Source organism: Lutimaribacter saemankumensis (genome assembly GCF_900100005.1).
In the GTDB taxonomy this organism is placed as follows: Bacteria; Pseudomonadota; Alphaproteobacteria; order Rhodobacterales; family Rhodobacteraceae; genus Lutimaribacter; species Lutimaribacter saemankumensis.
Window position 1 is genome coordinate 200211 of the sequence record NZ_FNEB01000006.1, and the last position, 19343, is coordinate 219553.

Sequence of the window (19343 nt, forward strand, 5' to 3'; positions counted from 1 at the left end):
ACAGGCAGAGCATGAGAACGGGCTTTGGGGGCACGTTCGTCATCTCCTGGTCGCAAACTGAAGTTGACGGTCTTGAGGCCGCACCGATTGAATCCTTGAGTGTCGGTGCCGCCTGGGCCTGGCGCGGGGATGCGGTACGGGTCGACGGACCACAGGAATTGTTGCGGCTTGAAAAGGCGGATGGCGACGAGAACGTCCGGCGGCGCGCCGCGCGCATGGTGCGGCGGCTGGTCGGAGCGGCAATCAGCGGCGAACGCGACCTGTCGCGCATCGACACACCCGAGCAGGTCGGAGACTGCTCGATCGTGGTGACCGATGGCGCGCAGACCTATACCATGACGGTGATCGAGGTCGGCCCCGGCGCCCAGCCTCTTTTGATGTTCCTCGACGCGCTGCCCCCGCGCAACAGCGACCTGTGGGTGGTGCATCATTCGCTGGACAATCTGATGGCGCAAAACCCGATGGGTCCGTCGAGCGGCGGGGTCATCTGTTTCACGCCCGGCACCCGGATTTCCACGCCCGAAGGTCCGCGCCTTGTCGAAGAGCTGCGCGAGGGCGACAAGATCCAGACCCGCGACAACGGCCCGCAAGAGGTGCTTTGGATCGGCAGCCGCCACATGACTGGCGCGCGGCTGTTCGCGATGCCCAAGCTGCGGCCGATCCGGTTCCGCGCAGGTGCGCTTGGGGTTGAACGCCCGGACCAGGAACTTGTCGTATCGCCCGAGCACCGGATGCTGTTGCGCGGACGCGCGGCGCGGGCGCTGTTCAACACGCCCGAGGTTCTGGTCGCGGCGCGCGACCTGGTGAATGGCTCGACCATCGCGGTGGACACGGCGCTCAAGCAGGTGACCTATATCCACCTGCTGCTGTCCCGGCACGAGGTGATCTGGGCCAATGGCGTGCAAAGCGAAAGCTTTCACCCCGCGAATGCTGCCCTGTCGACGCTGGGCGACGGGGATCGTGCGCGTCTTCTGGCGATGTATCCCGAACTGGAATACGATGCGACGACCTATGGCAGTTATGCGCGGCGTAACCTGAACGCATCCGAGGCGGCGATCCTGCAGCACGAGGCGGCGTGAGCGGGCGCATTTGCGTGTTGACTCTGGGCTTGGCGGGCGTATAAGCGCGGCTTCATTGGTGTTGGTGGCCCCCGCAAGGGGATGCCTGTCGGGTCGCAAGGCCAGAGGACAACGCCCTTCGACAATTGACCACGAAGGAGACCAGCCGTGACCAAACGCACGTCTGCCAAGTACAAAATCGACCGCCGGATGGGCGAAAACATCTGGGGCCGTCCGAAATCCCCCGTCAACCGCCGTGAATACGGCCCCGGCCAGCACGGCCAGCGCCGCAAGGGCAAACTGTCGGATTTCGGCATCCAGCTGCGCGCCAAGCAGAAGCTGAAGGGCTACTACGGCGACCTGACCGAAAAGCAGTTCCGCCGCATCTTCCGCGAAGCCGAGCGTCAGCGCGGTGACACCGGTGAGCTGCTGGTCGGCCTGCTGGAGCGCCGCCTGGACGCGGTTGTCTATCGCGCCAAGTTCGTTCCGACGATCTTTGCCGCGCGTCAGTTCGTGAACCACGGCCATGTCCTGGTGAACGGCAAGCGCGTGAACATCCCCTCGTACCGTGTGAAAGAGGGTGATGTGATCGAAGTACGCGAGAAATCCAAGCAGATGGCCGCCATCCTGGAAGCCGTGCAACTGGCCGAGCGTGACGTGCCCGATTACATCGACGCCGATCACTCGAAGATGACCGCCACCTTCGTGCGCACCCCGGGTCTGAGCGACGTGCCCTACCCGGTGATGATGGAACCGAACCTGGTCATCGAATTCTACGCGCAGAACTGATCTGCGCCATACCCTGCATTTCAGGAAAACCCGCCCGGCCCGGCCGCGGCGGGTTTTCTTTTTTGCAAGGTCTGCTTGCATCGGCGCAACATCACGCCGCGGCCGGGCGTTTCATTCTTTCCTTGCGCAGGCACCATCGCTAAAGACGGGGCGAGGAGTGCTGCCATGACCAAGATCACCCCCCAGCCAGGCATACTGGATATCGCGCCCTATGTGGGCGGGGCGAGCCATGTCGAGGGCGTTTCAGACGTTGTCAAGCTGAGTTCGAACGAAAACCCGTTCGGCCCGTCCGAAGCGACGGTCGAGGCGTTCCGCCGTGCCGGGTTCGAATTGCACCGCTATCCTTCGACCGATCACGCGGCGCTGCGTGCCGCCATCGGCGCGGTGCACGATCTGGACCCCGCGCAAATCATCTGCGGGGTTGGCAGCGACGAGATCCTGCATCTTCTGTGCCAGGCTTATGCCGGGCCGGGCGACGAGGTGATCCATACCGAGCACGGCTTTGCGATCTACCGGATCGGGGCGCTTGCAGCGGGGGCCACGCCTGTCGAGGTGCCCGAGAAGAACCGCGTCACGGATGTCGATGCGATCCTGGCGGCCTGCACCAAGCGCACGAAGCTGGTGTTCATCGCTAACCCCAACAACCCGACCGGCACGATGATCGGCGCGGACGAGGTGCAGCGCCTCGCCGATGGCATTCCCGAAACCGCGCTTCTGGTGCTGGATGGTGCCTATGCGGAATATGTCGACGGGTTCGATGGCGGCGCGTCGTTGGTGACGGGGCGCGACAACGTCGTGATGACGCGGACCTTCTCCAAGATTTACGGCCTTGGCGGTCTGCGCGTGGGGTGGGGGTATGCCCCTGCGCATGTGATCGACGTGCTGAACCGCATCCGCGGGCCCTTCAACCTGTCGACGCCGGCGCTGGCGGCGGCCGAGGCCGCGGTCAAGGACCAGGCCTGGGTCGATAAATGCCGGTCCGACAACACGCGGTTGCGGGCCTGGCTGGCCGAGGTTCTGGCGGGGCACGGCGTGCAGAGCGACCCCAGCGAAACGAACTTCATCCTGGCGCGGTTCGCCGATGCCGAAGAGGCGGCCGCCTGCAACGAATACCTGAAATCGCAGGGCCTGATCGTGCGTCCGGTCGCCAGCTACAACCTGCCCGAATACCTGCGCATCACCGTTGGCGACGAAGCGTCCTGCCGGCGGGTTGCGCATGCGATTGGTCAGTTCATGGGGGGGGCGGCGTGAGCGTGATCTATCCCCGCGTCGCCCTGATCGGGCTGGGCCTGATCGCCGGATCGATGTCGCTGGCGATGCGCCGCCGCGGGTTGGCGGGCGAGGTGACGGGTTATGCCCGCAGCGACGCCACGCGCGAAACCGCGCGGCGGATCGGGCTGGTCGACCGGGTCTGCGACAGCGCGGCCGAGGCTGTTGCGGATGCCGATCTTGTCGTCCTGTGCGTGCCGGTCGGTGCCATGGGCGCGGTGGCCGAGGAAATAGCGCCGCACCTCAAACCCGGCTGCACCCTGTCCGATGTCGGATCGGTCAAGCGCGCGGTGATCGACGCGGTCGGCCCGCATGTGCCCGAAGGTGTCGATTTCATCCCCGCGCATCCGCTGGCCGGGACCGAGCATTCCGGCCCTGAATCCGGCTTTGCCACACTGTTCGATAATCGCTGGTGCCTGCTGGTGCCCGAAGGCGACGTGCGCCCTGAGGCGCTGGATCGCCTGCGCGCGTTGTGGGAAGGCATGGGCGCGCATGTCGACGAGATGGAGGCCGACCACCACGATCTGGTGCTGGCCGTTACCAGCCATGCCCCCCACCTGATCGCCTACACGATGGTCGGCGTGGCCGACGATCTGCGCCGTGTGACCGATAGCGAGGTCATCAAGTACTCGGCCGCGGGCTTTCGTGATTTCACCCGGATCGCGGCCAGCGATCCGACGATGTGGCGCGACGTGTTCCTGTCGAACAAGGATGCCACGCTGGAAATCCTCGGCCGCTTCACCGAAGAGCTGTTTGCGCTGCAGCGCGCGATCCGCACCGGGGATGGCGAGCATCTTTTCGACTATTTCACCCGCACCCGCGCGATCCGGCGTGGCATCATCGAAGCGGGGCAGGATACCGACGCACCGGATTTCGGCCGCGCGGCAAAGGGCGCATGAGGGCGGCGGCCCTTGTGCTGGTCCTGTCGCTTGGCGGGGCGGCTCTGGCCGATGCACCATCGCAGTCCCTGCGGCCGATTGCCCGCGCGGGAGTTGTGGACATCGCGCCCCCGGCCGTGGCTCAGGGTGGATTGCGGGGGCTGTTCCGCTCGCTTCGTCCGCAGCCGCGCAGTGCCCGCGTCGAAGGGCAGGCGCGTGCCACGCGGGCTGCGTTGCAGCGCGGGGCGGTTTGTGGCGACCCGGATTTGCAGGGCGAGGCCGTCGGCCCGGTGTCCGGCCAGATGCGCGGCTGCGGGATAGATCAGGCCGTGCGTCTGAAAAGCGTCGCGGGCGTGCGGCTGTCGACACCGGCCAAGATGGATTGCGGAACGGCAAAGGCGCTGAAGACCTGGGTCGAGCGCGGCATGCGCCCCGCCGTCGGCAGCCATGGGGGCGGTGTCGACAGTATCCGGGTGATGGCCAGCTATGCCTGCCGCACGCGCAACAGCCAGAAAGGCACGCGCATATCCGAGCATGGCAAGGGCCGCGCCGTCGATATCGGCGGGTTCGCCCTGCGCAACGGCACCGAGATCAGCGTGTTGCAGGATTGGGGTCGTGGCCGCGAGGGCAGGATCTTGCGAAAGATGCACCGCAGTGCCTGCGGACCTTTCGGCACGGCCCTGGGCCCCGAGGCAAACCGCTTTCACCGCGATCATTTCCATTTCGATACCGCGCGGTACCGAAGCGGAAGCTACTGCAAGTAACCGTTTATCGCAGCTTCAGGATCGGGGCCGGGCCGATGGGTACGGGCCCGAGAAAGACCCTGCCGCCACGGAATTCCAGCGGGATGTCGATCGTCTGGCTGTTGCCGGACAATTGCGCGATCATCGCAAGGCCGGTTTCCAGCTGATCGGCCAACCCGCCGGGCAATTGCCCCGAGGCGCGCGCCATCTTCAGGATGTCGCGCCAGTTTCGCGCCTTGACCGTCATTTCGCCCGTAGGCCGGCCCGTCGCGTCGATATCGACCGCGCCGGCCACCGCCAATTCCAGGTCGCCCCAGCGGGCCTCGGCCAGCTTGACGGTGATCTGCGTGGGTTGGGGGCGGGCGGTCTCGATGGCGCGGCGGTCCCAGGGGCGGTCGAAGCTGGCCCGGATATCGGCGCGGAACGCGTTGAGCGTTTGCGGCAGTTGCCCCGTCGTGTCGATGCGCAGCCGCGCCTTTCGAGCGGGTGCAAGATTGTCGGCGGCCCAGCCCAGGTGATAGGTGGCCTCGCTGCCTTCGACCCTTTCGACGGCAAGCCGCAGGGCGGTCATGGCCGTGGTTTCCCCGGCCTCGTCCGTGATCGACAGCGTGTCGGCGACAAGGTTCGCCCGTTCAAGCGGCAGGGTCGTATCCGCACCGACCACCGCGCTTGCCTGCATTTCGGCGCTCGTTATCGCGTATTTCTGCACCGGTGTGGCCAGGATGTGTTCGCGTGGCCAGATGGCGATCACATGGTTGGGCCGATAGCTGAGAGCAAAGAGCTGAAAGAACGGGGCCTCCCATGCCCAGCCGGTTTCGGGATCGGCCAGCCGGATGTCGGTGAACGTGGTGTCGAACCGGTTGGGAAATCCCTGCACCGTTATAGCGGCGCTGTCGGCCACCCAGCCTTCGGCGCGGCGGGCATCGAGCCAGGCGGCAAAACCGGATTTCACACCGCTTGCACCGATCCACCAATAACCGGCCCACAAACCGGCAGCGACAAGGATCACGACGAGAAGGCGTTTCATCGGCTGGCCCTTTTCCTTTCTCTTGCCGTGGTGTTTACAGGGGCCGGAAAGGAAGGGCCAGACAGATGACGATGTGGGTGTTCGGATATGGATCGCTGCTGTGGAACCCCGGGTTCGAGGTGGCAGACAGCGTACTGGCGCGGTTGCCGGACTATCACCGCAGTTTCTGCATGCGCTCGATCCATCATCGCGGCACGGTCGAGGTGCCGGGGCTGGTGCTGGCGCTGGACGAATGGCCCGGTGCGTCCTGCCTTGGGTTGGCGCTGGCGGTGCGTAAAGGGCACGAGGAAGCCACGCTGGCCTATTTGCGGGAACGTGAGCTTGTATCGTCGGCCTATCTGGAAAAGACGCTGAAGCTGGAACTGACGGATGGCCGGAGCGTCCAGGCGGTGACCTATGTGATCGACCCCGTTCACGACCAGTATTGCGGCGGCATGCCGCTGGAAGAGCAGGCCGGGATCATCGCGCGCGCCGTTGGCGGGCGCGGCCCGAACACCGAGTATCTGCACAATACCGTTGCCCATTTACGCGCGCTTGGCATCGACGATGCCGATCTGGAATGGCTGGATGAACGGGTGCGGGCGATCTGTGGATAAATCCTTGGCTTGCCCGGTGTGACGCTCTAGGATCGCGCAAAGAAACGAGTGTCAGGAGCTGTCCTTATGGACCAGCCGGACCGAGAGGCCGAGCCGCAGTTTACCAAACCCGTCCGTCAGATCCTTCTGATGGTGCTTGTGTTGTTGCTGACGGCCGGGGTGGTCGCCCTGGCGCTGCCGACAATCCTGCCGATTTTCGATGCGAACCCGTATCTCAACGGGTTCATCGGTTTCGTGTTCCTGCTGGGGATCGTGGCCTGTTTCTACCAGGTGGCGCAGTTGTTCAATTCCGTGCGCTGGATCGGCGATTTCGCAAGCGGGGCGGATTCGGGCCGGCCGCCCGTGCTGCTGGCGCCGCTGGCCACCTTGCTGCGCACCCGCGGGCAGCGGATGCAGATCGCGGCGACATCGACACGGTCGATCCTCGACTCCGTCAGCACGCGGATCGACGAGGATCGCGAAATCACGCGCTATATCGTCAACCTGTTGATCTTTCTGGGCCTTCTAGGCACGTTTTACGGCCTTGCGACCACGGTGCCCGCGCTGGTGGACACGATCCGCGGGCTGGCCCCGGAAGAAGGCGAAGAAGGGGTCGAGGTATTCGGCCGCCTGATGAGCGGGCTGGACGCGCAGTTGTCGGGCATGGGGGTTGCGTTCGGCTCGTCCCTGCTGGGGCTGGCGGGATCGCTGGTCGTCGGCCTGCTGGAGCTGTTCGCAGGCCACGGTCAGAACCGTTTCTACCGCGAGCTGGAGGAATGGCTGAGCTCGATCACGCGGCTTGGATTTGGCGGCGAAGGCGAGGGTGGCGGCGATCATGGAGCGATGGCGCAGATGGTCGATCACATGGCCGAACAGATGGAGGCGCTGCGCGCGCTGCACGCCGAAGGCGAAGCCGGGCGGCGCGAGCTGGACGGCCAGCTTGGCCTGCTTGTCGGCTCGGTCGAGCGTCTGACCGACCGGCTGGCCGGGGCAGGGCAGTTGCACGACGCACTCAGCCGGCTTGCCGACAGCCAGGAACAGCTTGTCGCCACGATGGCCGAAACCGGCGGTGGTGACGGGATGGACGCCGAAAGCCGGATGCGCCTGCGGTCGATCGATGTGCAACTGTTGCGCATCCTGGAGGAGTTGAGTGCGGGCCGGCAGGAAACCATGACCGAGTTGCGCACCGAACTGGCCAGCCTGACGCGTGCCGTGCAGGATGCGAAACCGCGCGTTCCGCGCCGGGTGAAGCTGGCCGAAAGCGCAAGGATCGACACGGACCCGGAGCAGGAGGGCTGATCCATGGCCCTGTCGCGCCGCACCGGGCAAAGGTTCCAGGGGTCGATCTGGCCGGGTTTCGTGGATGCCGTGACCGGGCTGCTGATGGTCCTCGTGTTCGTTCTGACGATTTTCATGGTCGTGCAATACGTGCTGCGCGAAACGATCACCGGGCAGGACAAGCGGCTGGATGCCCTGTCGTCCGAGATCGCGGCGCTTGCGCAGGCTTTGGGCATGGAGCGGCAGCGCAACGAGGATCTGACCGCGCAGGTGGGCGAACTGGGCGCCACGCTGAACGCAGCACAGGCCGAGGCCGAACAGCAATCCGCGCTCATCGCGGCACTTCGCGCGGATCTGGGTCAGCGTGAGGCGGAACTTTCGGCGGCGCAAACCCGCATCACCGATTTCGAGGCTCAGGTCGCCGCCCTGATCGCGCAGCGTGACACCGCTTTGGGCGAGGTCGCAACGCTGGAAGGTGAAAAGGCCGAACTGCTGACCGAGCAGGAGGCGCTGAACGCAGCGCTGGCGCAGGCGCGCGACGAACTGGATGCCGGGGCCGAGGCCGCGCGTCTGGCCGCGGCCCGGCGCGAGGCACTGGAGGCGTTGATCGAAGACCTGCGCCGCCAGAATGCGGAAACCCAGGATCTGGCGGCCGGGTTGTCGGCGCAGGTGGACGATCTGCAACAGGCGCTGACCGACGAAGAAGCCGCCCGGCTTGCCGAGGCCGAGGCCGCGGCGGCCCTGCGCAAGCGGCTGGAAGAGGCCGATACCGAGCTGACCGCGATGACTCTGGCGCTGGAGGAAGAACGCCGCCGTGCCGAGGAAACTCTGACGTTGCTGGCTGCAGCCGACGCAGCCAAGGAGGATCTGAACACACGGTTGGCGCGGGCACTGCTGGCGCGCGACGAGGCACAGGCGGCGCTGAGCTCGACCGAAGAGGATGCAGCGGCATTGCAAGCGCGCCTGGACGAAATGCAGGCCACGCAGGATCGCGACGAAGCGGCATTGCGCGCCGAGTTGGAGCGGGCGCTTGCCGCCAAGCTGGCCGCGGAAACCCGCGCGCAAGATGCCGAGGCGGAATTGGCGCAGACCGAGGACGAGGTGCAGCAACGCCTGGCCGAGGCGCTGGCCGCCGAAGAGCGCACACAGGAAGCGTTGAGCGATGCCGAAGAACGCGCGGCCCTGCTGGCGCAGGCCCGGCGCGAGCTTGAAACGGCGCAGGGCGAAAGCACCGAGGCGCAGCGGCAGCAGGCGCTCCTGAACCAGCAGGTCGCCGCATTGCGCACGCAACTGGGCGAGCTGCGCGCACTTCTGGACGATTACAAGGATCGCGATGCCGCCGCGCGGGTTCAGATCGAAACATTGGGGTCCGACCTGAACGCGGCCCTTGCGCGGGCCGCGGCCGAGGAACGCCGCCGCCGGCAACTGGAAGAGGACGAGCGCAAGCGGCTCGAGGCCGAGAAAGCCGATCTGGAACGGTATCGCAGTGAATTCTTTGGCCGGTTGCGCGAAATCCTGGGCAATCAGGAGGGTGTGCGGATCGAAGGCGACCGGTTCGTGTTCTCGTCCGAGGTGTTGTTCGACGCGGGCAGCGCAGATCTGAGCGCCGATGGTGAGCGCGAAATCGCGAAGGTGGCCGATATCCTGCGCAATGTGGCCGACGATATCCCCGCCGGGATCGACTGGATCATCCGGGTGGACGGGCACACGGATGATGTGCCGGTGCGCCCCGGCGCGGCCTTTGCCGACAACTGGGAACTGAGCCAGGCCCGCGCACTGTCGGTGGTGCGTTACATGATCGACGCGCTTGGCATCCCGCCTGACAGGCTGGCCGCGAACGGTTTTGGGCAATACCAGCCGGTCAATCCGGACGACACGCCCGAGGCGCGCGCGCAGAACCGCCGGATCGAGTTGAAGCTGACCGAAAGATAGCGCGGTTCACTCGCCGATGCGGACTTCGGTGGTCACGCTGTCGATCGTTGTGCCATCGCGCAGCAGTGTTGCCGTGCCAAGATACGTCCCCTTGGGCAGCGTTGCGGCGAGTCGCTTGCCCGCGGCGCGAAAGAGTTGCGCCTTGGGGGCGTCGATCACCGCATCATGGGCAAAGAAATCGGAGCCGTCCGGCGCGGCGATGCCGAACCGCATCACGTCGCCTGCCTGCGCGCCAAAGGCATAGGCCCACAGAACCAGCGCGCCGATATCGTCCGGCATCTGTGGATGATGCGCCGCGCCATCCTTGATCGCACCATAGTCGGGTACGCGCCGCGCGAAGCCGGCACCGAGCAGCCCGCCGGGGGCATAGTCCGGTGGGGTCTGCCAAAGGGTGTCGTCGTCCGGGGCTCCGCACGCGATCCGGCCGTCCGGGTCGAACGGGTCGATCACCTCGCCATCCTTGCGCACCGACAGGTGCAGATGGGGAAATTGCGTGCGGCCGGAAAACCCGATCTGCCCCAGAACCGTGCCCAAGGCCACGCGCTGTCCTGTCTCGACCGTGATCGAGCCTTGTTTCATATGGCAGTATTGCGTCTGCCAGCCGTTCCCGTGGTCGATCACCACGCCGTTGCCGCATTCCTTTCCTACAAAGGCGTCCGACCAGCCGGTATCGGGCATGCCGTCGCGCCGGCCCTTTACCGTGCCGGGGGCCGCGGCCAGAACATCCACACCCGCGCGCATCGCGGCGAAGGAGGGCAGGCCGAAATCGGTGCCCTTGTGGCCATCGTAGCTGAGCGGCCCGCAGGTGAAATCCTGCGCACCCGGCCCGGGATCGTGATCGACGAATTGCTGGATGAAACAGGTTTCGCCCAGCGTGCAGTCGATGGGCAGCGACAGGGGTAAATCGCGAGCGGCGGCCGAAGTGGCCGCCGCTGCGAATGTCAGTGCCAAAAGCTGCGCTGTGCGCATCAATCCGCGGTCAGAAGCGGTGGCTTGTTGCCCGAAAGGCGCGGGTTGTCCGGGCCTTCGATGCGCAGGTCGATTTCGCCGTTCCTGACGCCGACCTTGACCACGCCGCCTTTGGCCAGCTTGCCGAAAAGCAGCTCTTCGGCCAGCGGCTTCTTGATGTATTCCTGGATCACGCGGCCCAGCGGGCGGGCGCCCATCTTGTCGTCGTAACCCTTGTCGGCCAGCCATTCGGCGGCCGGTTTGGTCAGTTCGATGGTCACGTTGCGATCCATCAACTGCGCCTCGAGCTGGAGGACGAATTTCTCGACCACTTGCAGGATCACGTCCTTCGGCAGCGGCTGGAAGCTGATGACGGCATCCAGACGGTTGCGGAATTCCGGCGTGAATGTGCGTTCGATCGCGGCGGTGTCTTCACCCTCTCGGCGGTCGCGGCCGAAACCGATGGCGGCCTTGGCCTGTTCCGTTGCGCCGGCGTTCGACGTCATGATCAGGATCACGTTGCGGAAATCCACCTTGCGGCCGTTGTGGTCGGTCAGGGTGCCGTGATCCATCACCTGCAGCAGGATGTTGAACACGTCCGGGTGTGCCTTTTCGATTTCGTCCAGCAGCAGCACGCAATGCGGGTGCTGATCGACGCCATCGGTCAGCAGCCCGCCCTGGTCGAAGCCGACATAGCCCGGAGGCGCGCCGATCAGGCGGCTGACGGCGTGTTTCTCCATGTATTCCGACATGTCGAACCGCAGCATTTCCACGCCCAGCGTGTCGGCAAGCTGCTTGGCGACCTCGGTCTTGCCGACGCCCGTAGGCCCGGCGAACAGGTAGTTGCCGATGGGCTTTTCGGGTTCCCGCAGGCCTGCGCGCGCCAGTTTGATCGCGCTGGACAGCGCCTCGATCGCGGCGTCCTGGCCAAAGACCACGCGCTTGAGCGTTGCCTCCAGATCCTTGAGAACCTCGGCATCGTCCTTGGACACGTTCTTTGGCGGGATGCGGGCGATCTTGGCCACCACGGCCTCGATCTCCTTGGCGCCGATGGTCTTGCGGCGTTTGCTTTCGGCCACAAGATGCTGCGCTGCGCCAGCTTCGTCGATCACGTCGATCGCCTTGTCGGGCAGCTTGCGGTCGTTGATGTAGCGCGCCGAAAGTTCGACCGCCGTCTTGATCGCATCGGCCGTGTATTTGACGCCATGGTGCTCTTCGAAATAGGGCTTGAGGCCCTTGAGGATCTTGATTGCGTCCTCGACCGACGGTTCGTTCACGTCGATTTTCTGGAACCGGCGGCTGAGCGCGCGGTCCTTTTCGAAATGCTGGCGGAATTCCTTGTAAGTGGTCGAGCCCATGCAGCGCAGCTTGCCGCCCTGCAGCGCGGGTTTCAGCAGGTTCGAGGCATCCATCGCCCCGCCCGATGTCGCACCTGCGCCGATCACAGTATGGATTTCGTCGATGAACAGAACCGCGTCGGGGTGGTTTTCCAGCTCCGAGACAACGGCCTTGAGCCGCTCTTCGAAATCGCCGCGATAGCGTGTGCCCGCCAGTAGGGCGCCCATGTCGAGGCTGAAGATGGTGGTGCGCGCCAGCACGTCGGGCGTTTCGCCCTGCACGATCTTGCGCGCCAGACCTTCGGCGATGGCGGTTTTGCCGACGCCCGGATCGCCCACCAGAAGTGGGTTGTTCTTGCGGCGGCGGCACAGAACCTGAATGCAGCGTTCGACCTCGTGGCTGCGGCCGATCAGCGGATCGACGTCGCCGGTGCGCGCCTTTTCGTTCAGGTCCACGCAATATTTGGCCAGCGCCGATTCACCTTCGGTGACCTTGTCGGAAGAGGTGTTGACCTCTTCGGCCTCGGGCGTGGTCGATCCCGAAACCGGGCGGCTTTCGCCATAGGCAGGGTCTTTGGCCACGCCGTGGGCGATGAAATTCACCGCGTCATAGCGTGTCATGTCCTGTTGTTGCAGGAAGTAGGCGGCGTTGGATTCACGTTCGGCAAAGATGGCGACCAGCACGTTGGCCCCGGTTACCTCGGTCCGTCCCGAGCTTTGGACGTGGATCGCGGCGCGTTGGATCACGCGCTGGAAAGCGGCTGTCGGCACGGCCTCGGAGCCGTCGATGTCGGTCACCAGGTTCACCAGTTCCTCGTCGATGAATTCGACCAGCGTCTGGCGCAGTTCCTCGGTATCGACCGAGCACGCCTTCATCACGCGCGATGCGTCCGGCTCGTCCACAAGGGCGAGCAGCAGGTGTTCAAGCGTTGCGAATTCGTGGCGGCGAGCATTGGCCAGCGCCAGCGCCGCGTGGATTGCCTGTTCGAGCGTGTTCGAGAATGAAGGCACGATACGTGCTCCTGTTTTGTTTGATCGATCGGTCTGCTCTGCAGTCCGACCATTGCCTCGATACTTTAAAGTTTGGTCGATATCGGCCGCGCTTCAAGTTTTTTCTGGACACCGGCGATCACAATTCTTGTCCGAACGCCGGAGCCGCTCACGGTTTGGTCTTTCAGAATGCGTCCTTGCGGCGGCGCACTTCAGCGAAAACCTGGGCCGGGTCCGCACCCGGCATGCCGACACCAGCCTGCACACCTGGCTGGTCGGCCCGCAGAAACGGGTTGGTCGCCAGTTCCACGGAGAGAAGAGAGGGCACCGTCGGCATTCCCTTGGCGCGCGCCTCTTCGATACGGTCGACCCTAGAAATAAGATCGGGATTGTCCGGTTCAATGGTCATCGCGAAACGCGCGTTCGCGGCGGTGTATTCATGACCTGAGCAGATCAGCGTTTCGGGCGGCAGCGCGGCCAGTTTCTCCAGGCTTTCGTGCATCTGGTCGAACGTGCCTTCGAACACCCGGCCACACCCCAGAGCCATCAGGGAATCGGCGGTGAACGCCACATGGCTTTCCGGGAAGTGAAACGCGATATGTCCGATCGTGTGGCCCGACACGTCGATCACATGGCCCGTTTCGCCACCGATCTGCACGGTGTCACCCTCGCTTACGGCGATGTCCAGCGGCGGCAGGCGCTGCGCATCCGCGGACGCCCCGACAACCTTGGCAGGATAGGCGGCCAGAACGGCGTCGATGCCCTGCACATGATCGAGATGGTGGTGCGTGATCAGGATGTGGGTCAGCTGCCAGCCCCGCCGGTCCAGCTCGGCCAGGATGGGTGCCGCTTCGGGCACGTCGACCAGCGCGGTGTCGCCCGTCGCCTTGTCATGTGCCAGAAAGGCATAGTTGTCGCTCAGGCAGGGGATGGTGACGATCTCAAGGGGCATGGCGTTTCATCCTTTGCTTGATATGGTGTGGCCAACAGACTGACGGATCGGGAACCGGCCTGCAATGCATCTTGATGTGCAGGATCTGCGCAATTTCTACTATCGCAGCGCCTTGGGGCGGGCTGCGCAGAAATCCGTGCGTGATGCAGTGCTGGAGCTTTGGCCCGAAGCGCAGGGCCAGACGGTTGTCGGTTTCGGCTTTGCCGTGCCGCTGCTCAGGCCCTACCTGGCGGACGCGCGTCGCGTGATCGGGTTGATGCCGGGGCCGCAAGGGGTGATGCCGTGGCCGGCCGGAATGCCGAATGTCAGTGTGCTTTGCGAAGAAACGCTCTGGCCGATCGAAACGGGGCACGCTGACAAGCTGATCCTTCTTCACGGGCTGGAAACCAGCGAGAACCCCACCGCGCTGCTGGATGAATGCTGCCGGGTTCTCGGCCCGGGCGGCAAGGCGTTGTTCATCGTGCCGAACCGGGCGGGGCTGTGGTCGCGCTCGGACCGCACACCGTTTGGGTATGGCCGGCCCTACACGCTCAGCCAGCTCGAAGCGCAGCTGCGCAAACACCACTTCTTGCCCGAGAGGCATGTCACGACCCTGTTCCAGCCACCCAGCCATCGCAGGTTCTGGCGCAAGACGGCGCAGTTCTGGGAACGCAGCGGACGGCGCCTGCCGTTCGTGATGGCGGGCGGTGTTCTGATCGTCGAGGCGACCAAGCGCGTACATGCGCCGACTGGTGGCCTGAAAGAGGCGGTGCGGCGCCCGCTCGAGGTTCTGGACGGGTTGGGCAAGCCTGTCGCCGGCCGCAATTCGATACGCTAGGCGACCCGATCCGGGGTGATAGCGGTAACGCTGCGGGGCAAAGCGTCGCACAGGAATCGCAAAACCGCGCGCAAGTGCATAAAAAAGTTGCCCAAGAAATGCGCACAAAGGGTCGCACTTGGGTTAACTCTTTGAAAACATGTGGTATCCAATCGTATACGAAAGATTTATAGCAGGTTGCTAGGTCAGGATTGCTCTGCTACACCCCTGCCGAATTTCCGTGACTAGATAACAGTCAGGCTGTGCAAACACCCCCGGGGCCGCAAGGCCATTCCAAACCGGGGCCAGAATATCGGAAGGGTGGACGTGTCCGAACCAGCTTCGATTTCCTCAGGCATCGCATCGCGCTATGCCACGGCCGTTTTTGAACTGGCCAAAGAAGACAAATCCGTCGCCAAGATCGAATCCGACCTGGATGCGCTGGACGCCGCGCTGACCGACAGTGCAGATTTCCGCGACCTGATCGCATCGCCGATGTACACGCGCGAACAGCAGGGCAACGCGATCACGGCGCTGTCCAAGAAAATGGATTTGACCCCAGTCATGACCAACGTGCTGGGGCTTATGGCGCAAAAGCGGCGCCTGTTCGTGCTGCCGCAGCTGGTCGCGACGCTGCGCGCCCAGATCGCCGAAGACAAAGGCGAAGTGACCGCGGATGTCGTAAGCGCCAAGGCCCTGACCAAGGGCCAGGCCGACAAGCTTGCCAAGACGCTGAAAGAGCGTGTGGGCAAAGATGTAAAGATCAACGCGACCGTCGATGAAAGCCTCATCGGTGGTCTTATCGTAAAAGTGGGTTCGAAGATGATCGACACCTCGATCGCTTCGAAACTGAACTCCCTCCAGAACGCAATGAAAGAGGTCGGATAAATGGGTATCCAAGCGGCAGAGATTTCTGCGATCCTTAAGGACCAGATCAAGAACTTCGGGCAAGAAGCCGAGGTGGCCGAGGTTGGCCGGGTGCTGTCGGTTGGCGACGGTATTGCCCGTGTTTACGGTCTGGACAACGTCCAGGCGGGCGAAATGGTCGAATTCCCCGGTGGCATTCAGGGCATGGCCCTGAACCTCGAAACCGACAACGTCGGCGTCGTGATCTTCGGTTCCGACCGTGACATCAAGGAAGGCGACACCGTCAAGCGCACCAACTCGATCGTGGACGTGCCCGCCGGTGACGGCCTGCTGGGCCGCGTTGTCGACGGTCTGGGCAACCCGCTGGACGGCAAGGGCCCGATCAAGGCAGCCGAGCGCCGCGTTGCCGACGTCAAGGCACCGGGCATCATCCCGCGTAAATCGGTGCACGAGCCGATGGCGACCGGCCTGAAAGCCGTTGACGCCATGATCCCGATCGGCCGCGGCCAGCGCGAGCTGATCATCGGCGACCGTCAGACCGGCAAGACCGCAGTCGCGCTCGACACCATCCTGAACCAGAAGGCGTATAACGACGCCGCAGGCGACGACGAAAGCAAAAAGCTCTACTGCGTCTACGTGGCTGTCGGCCAGAAGCGTTCGACCGTTGCTCAGCTGGTGAAGAAACTGGAAGAGAGCGGCGCGATCGATTACTCGATCGTCGTGGCCGCCACCGCGTCGGACCCCGCACCGATGCAGTTCCTGGCACCGTACGCCGCAACCGCGATGGCGGAATACTTCCGCGACAATGGCCGTCACGCCCTGATCATCTACGATGACCTTTCCAAGCAGGCCGTGGCCTATCGCCAGATGTCGCTGCTGCTGCGCCGCCCGCCGGGCCGCGAAGCTTACCCGGGCGACGTTTTCTACCTGCACTCCCGCCTGCTGGAACGTTCGGCCAAGCTGAACGAAGACAACGGTGCCGGCTCGCTGACCGCGCTGCCGATCATCGAAACCCAGGGCGGCGACGTGTCGGCCTTTATTCCGACCAACGTGATCTCGATCACCGACGGCCAGATCTTCCTGGAAACGGAACTGTTCTACCAGGGCATCCGCCCCGCCGTGAACACCGGTCTGTCGGTGAGCCGCGTGGGTTCGTCGGCCCAGACCAACGCCATGAAATCGGTCGCCGGTCCGGTGAAACTGTCGCTGGCCCAGTACCGTGAAATGGCGGCCTTCGCCCAGTTCGGTTCCGACCTCGACGCCGCGACCCAGCAGCTGCTGAACCGTGGTGCGCGCCTGACCGAGCTGATGAAGCAGCCGCAGTATTCGCCGCTGACCAACGCGGAAATCGTCTGCGTGATCTATGCCGGTACGAACGGCTACCTCGACAAGGTCGCCGTGCGCGACGTCGGCCGGTTCGAACATGGCCTGCTGCAGCATCTGCGCGGCAAGCACCAGGATCTGCTGGACTGGATCACCACCGAAGATCCCAAGATCAAGGGTGAGGCCGAGGACAAGATCAAGGCTGCGCTGGACGAATACGCCGCCGATTTCTCGTAAGGAGACGAGGCTATGCCAAGTCTTAAGGACCTGAAAAACCGGATCGAGTCGGTCAAATCGACCCGCAAGATCACCAAGGCCATGCAGATGGTGGCCGCCGCGAAGCTGCGGCGGGCACAGGATGCGGCCGAGGCGGCCCGCCCCTATGCCGAGCGGTTCAATGCCGTGATGGCGGGGCTGGCGGCGTCGGTCGGGGATTCCGACAGCGCGCCCAAGCTGCTGACCGGTACCGGCAAGGACGATGTTCACATGCTGGTCGTGATGACGGCGGAACGCGGGCTGTGCGGGGGCTTCAACGCCAACATCGCAAAGCTGGCAAAGCAGCACGCGGACAAGCTCAAGGCCGAAGGCAAGACGGTCAAGATCCTGACCGTCGGCAAGAAGGGCCGTGACAACATGAAGCGTGACTACGGCGACCTGTTCGTCGGTCACATCGATATGTCCGAAGTCAAGCGCGTGGGCTATTCCGATGCGCAGGGCATCGCGCGCGACATCCTCGCCCGTTTCGACGATGGCGAATTCGACGTTGCCACGATCTTCTACTCGGAGTTCGTCAACGTCGTCAGCCAGATCCCGACAGCGCAGCAGATCATTCCTGCCGCTTTCGAGGCGAAGGACGACGAGGCCGGCGTATCGACGCTTTACGATTACGAGCCCGACGAAGAGGCCATCCTGGCCGACCTGCTGCCGCGCGGTGTCGCGACGCAAATCTTCTCGGCACTTCTGGAAAACGGCGCGTCCGAGCAGGGCGCACGGATGTCGGCCATGGATAACGCAACGCGTAACGCGGGTGATATGATCGAAAAGCTGACGATCGAATACAACCGCTCGCGCCAGGCCGTGATCACCAACGAGCTTATTGAAATCATCTCGGGCGCCGAGGCGCTCTAAGAGGACGGAGACGAATAGATGGCAAATGCAAAAGGCAAAGTCACGCAGGTGATCGGTGCCGTCGTGGACGTGCAGTTCGACGACACCCTGCCGGAAATCCTCAACGCGCTGGAAACCGATAACAACGGCAAGCGCCTGGTTCTGGAGGTCGCGCAGCACCTTGGTGAAAACACCGTGCGCACGATCGCCATGGACGCCACCGAAGGTCTGGTGCGCGGTCAGGAAGTCAAGGACACCGGCGGACCGATCTCGGTTCCGGTGGGCCCCGCTACGCTGGGCCGCATCCTGAACGTGATCGGCGAACCGGTGGACGAAGGTGAGCCGCTGAAAGTGGAAGAGCGCCGCGCGATCCACCAGCCCGCACCCGAATTCAGCGAACAGTCGACCGAATCCGAAGTTCTGGAAACCGGCATCAAGGTGATCGACCTGCTGGCCCCTTACGCCAAAGGCGGCAAGATCGGCCTGTTCGGCGGCGCCGGCGTTGGCAAGACGGTTCTGATCATGGAGCTGATCAACAACATCGCCAAGGTGCACTCGGGCTATTCGGTGTTCGCCGGTGTGGGTGAACGGACCCGCGAAGGCAACGACCTGTATCACGAGATGATCGAATCGAACGTGATCAAGCCCGACAACCTCGAAGAGTCGCAGGTTGCGCTTGTTTACGGCCAGATGAACGAGCCTCCGGGCGCACGTGCCCGTGTTGCCCTGACCGGTCTGACGCTGGCCGAGCAGTTCCGCGACGCATCGGGTACGGACGTTCTGTTCTTCGTCGACAACATCTTCCGCTTCACGCAGGCAGGTTCCGAGGTGTCGGCACTTTTGGGCCGTATCCCTTCGGCCGTGGGTTACCAGCCGACGCTGGCCACCGACATGGGCGCGATGCAGGAACGCATCACCTCGACCAAGTCGGGCTCGATCACCTCGATCCAGGCCGTGTACGTGCCCGCCGACGACCTTACCGACCCGGCGCCTGCCACGACCTTTGCCCACCTCGACGCAACCACCGTTCTGTCGCGTGCGATCTCGGAACTGGGTATCTACCCGGCCGTGGACCCGCTCGACTCGACCTCGCGTCTGCTTGACCCGGCGATCGTCGGCGAAGAGCACTACCAGGTGGCACGTGACGTGCAGGGCATCCTGCAGCGTTACAAGTCGCTTCAGGACATCATCGCAATTCTCGGCATGGACGAACTGAGCGAAGAGGACAAGCTGACCGTGGCCCGTGCCCGGAAGATCCAGCGCTTCCTTTCGCAGCCTTTCGACGTGGCAAAAGTGTTCACCGGCTCGGACGGTGTGCAGGTGCCGCTCGAAGATACGATCAGCTCGTTCAAGGCGGTTGTCGCCGGTGAATACGACCACCTGCCCGAAGGGGCCTTCTACATGGTGGGCGGCATCGACGAAGTGATCGCCAAGGCCGAAAAGATGGCTGCCGACGCGGCCTAAGGAGGGCCAA

The 19343-nt window shown here is 64.1% G+C and carries 17 protein-coding genes; 13 read left to right on the forward strand and 4 right to left on the reverse strand.

Annotated elements, in window-relative coordinates; genetic code table 11:
* Nucleotides 1-11 precede the first annotated feature (11 nt).
* The 5 genes from BLT50_RS12745 (at nucleotide 12) to BLT50_RS12765 (ending at nucleotide 4758) form a co-directional block, all read left to right on the forward strand.
* The gene (locus BLT50_RS12745) at nucleotides 12-1079 is read left to right on the forward strand and encodes a Hint domain-containing protein (RefSeq protein ID WP_090029077.1); all 1068 of its coding nucleotides are present in this window, start codon (nucleotides 12-14) and stop codon (nucleotides 1077-1079) included.
* Nucleotides 1080-1226: 147 nt separating this feature from the next.
* Nucleotides 1227-1847: a 30S ribosomal protein S4 gene (rpsD, locus tag BLT50_RS12750; RefSeq protein ID WP_090029078.1), complete on the forward strand. Its 621-nt coding sequence runs from the start codon at nucleotides 1227-1229 to the stop codon at nucleotides 1845-1847.
* 165 nt (nucleotides 1848-2012) lie between these two features.
* A complete protein-coding gene (gene hisC, locus BLT50_RS12755; protein WP_090029079.1) occupies nucleotides 2013-3098 on the forward strand; it encodes a histidinol-phosphate transaminase in 1086 nt (361 codons plus the stop codon).
* Nucleotides 3095-4015 carry a prephenate/arogenate dehydrogenase family protein gene (locus tag BLT50_RS12760; RefSeq protein ID WP_090029080.1) on the forward strand — a complete coding sequence of 307 codons (921 nt, stop codon included), beginning with the start codon at nucleotides 3095-3097 and terminating at the stop codon, nucleotides 4013-4015. The genes hisC and BLT50_RS12760 overlap by 4 nt, the downstream gene beginning before the upstream one ends.
* The gene (locus BLT50_RS12765; RefSeq protein WP_090029081.1) at nucleotides 4012-4758 is read left to right on the forward strand and encodes an extensin-like domain-containing protein; all 747 of its coding nucleotides are present in this window, start codon (nucleotides 4012-4014) and stop codon (nucleotides 4756-4758) included. Before BLT50_RS12760 ends, BLT50_RS12765 begins: the two co-directional genes overlap by 4 nt.
* A gap of 4 nt (nucleotides 4759-4762) precedes the next feature.
* Here BLT50_RS12765 and BLT50_RS12770 read toward each other — a convergent pair whose 3' ends face one another.
* Nucleotides 4763-5764 (reverse strand): DUF2125 domain-containing protein, encoded by a 1002-nt coding sequence (locus BLT50_RS12770; protein ID WP_090029082.1) that lies wholly within the window; start codon nucleotides 5762-5764, stop codon nucleotides 4763-4765.
* A gap of 65 nt (nucleotides 5765-5829) precedes the next feature.
* Here BLT50_RS12770 and BLT50_RS12775 point away from each other — a divergent pair, with 65 nt between their 5' ends.
* The 3 genes from BLT50_RS12775 to BLT50_RS12785 all read left to right on the forward strand — a co-directional run bounded on the left by BLT50_RS12775 (nucleotide 5830) and on the right by BLT50_RS12785 (nucleotide 9549).
* Nucleotides 5830-6360, forward strand: coding sequence for a gamma-glutamylcyclotransferase (locus BLT50_RS12775; protein WP_175491471.1), 531 nt, complete (start codon nucleotides 5830-5832; stop codon nucleotides 6358-6360).
* A 66-nt stretch (nucleotides 6361-6426) separates the two neighbouring features.
* Nucleotides 6427-7638 (forward strand): biopolymer transporter ExbB, encoded by a 1212-nt coding sequence (locus tag BLT50_RS12780; protein ID WP_090029083.1) that lies wholly within the window; start codon nucleotides 6427-6429, stop codon nucleotides 7636-7638.
* A gap of 3 nt (nucleotides 7639-7641) precedes the next feature.
* The gene (locus BLT50_RS12785) at nucleotides 7642-9549 is read left to right on the forward strand and encodes a peptidoglycan -binding protein (RefSeq protein ID WP_090029084.1); all 1908 of its coding nucleotides are present in this window, start codon (nucleotides 7642-7644) and stop codon (nucleotides 9547-9549) included.
* Nucleotides 9550-9555: 6 nt separating this feature from the next.
* Here BLT50_RS12785 and BLT50_RS12790 read toward each other — a convergent pair whose 3' ends face one another.
* The 3 genes from BLT50_RS12790 to gloB form a co-directional block, all read right to left on the reverse strand.
* Nucleotides 9556-10518, reverse strand: a complete 963-nt coding sequence (locus BLT50_RS12790) for a M23 family metallopeptidase (protein WP_090029085.1) — start codon at nucleotides 10516-10518, stop codon at nucleotides 9556-9558.
* Nucleotides 10518-12845 carry an ATP-dependent Clp protease ATP-binding subunit ClpA gene (gene clpA / locus BLT50_RS12795; RefSeq protein ID WP_090029086.1) on the reverse strand — a complete coding sequence of 776 codons (2328 nt, stop codon included), beginning with the start codon at nucleotides 12843-12845 and terminating at the stop codon, nucleotides 10518-10520. Before clpA ends, BLT50_RS12790 begins: the two co-directional genes overlap by 1 nt.
* Before the next feature lie 163 nt (nucleotides 12846-13008).
* Nucleotides 13009-13776 carry a hydroxyacylglutathione hydrolase gene (gloB, locus tag BLT50_RS12800; RefSeq protein WP_090029087.1) on the reverse strand — a complete coding sequence of 256 codons (768 nt, stop codon included), beginning with the start codon at nucleotides 13774-13776 and terminating at the stop codon, nucleotides 13009-13011.
* Nucleotides 13777-13840: 64 nt separating this feature from the next.
* Here gloB and BLT50_RS12805 point away from each other — a divergent pair, with 64 nt between their 5' ends.
* The 5 genes from BLT50_RS12805 (at nucleotide 13841) to atpD (ending at nucleotide 19333) form a co-directional block, all read left to right on the forward strand.
* Nucleotides 13841-14593: a methyltransferase domain-containing protein gene (locus BLT50_RS12805; protein WP_090029088.1), complete on the forward strand. Its 753-nt coding sequence runs from the start codon at nucleotides 13841-13843 to the stop codon at nucleotides 14591-14593.
* Between the two features lie 306 nt (nucleotides 14594-14899).
* Complete coding sequence (locus BLT50_RS12810) at nucleotides 14900-15460, forward strand: F0F1 ATP synthase subunit delta (RefSeq protein WP_090029166.1); 561 nt, start codon at nucleotides 14900-14902, stop codon at nucleotides 15458-15460.
* Entirely contained in the window at nucleotides 15461-16999 is a 1539-nt protein-coding gene (gene atpA / locus BLT50_RS12815) for a F0F1 ATP synthase subunit alpha (protein ID WP_090029089.1), read from the forward strand. It abuts the gene before it with no gap.
* A gap of 12 nt (nucleotides 17000-17011) precedes the next feature.
* The gene (locus tag BLT50_RS12820; RefSeq protein WP_090029090.1) at nucleotides 17012-17890 is read left to right on the forward strand and encodes a F0F1 ATP synthase subunit gamma; all 879 of its coding nucleotides are present in this window, start codon (nucleotides 17012-17014) and stop codon (nucleotides 17888-17890) included.
* A gap of 18 nt (nucleotides 17891-17908) precedes the next feature.
* On the forward strand, nucleotides 17909-19333 hold the full coding sequence (gene atpD / locus BLT50_RS12825) for a F0F1 ATP synthase subunit beta (protein ID WP_090029091.1): 1425 nt from the start codon (nucleotides 17909-17911) through the stop codon (nucleotides 19331-19333).
* The last annotated feature ends 10 nt before the right edge of the window (nucleotides 19334-19343 follow it).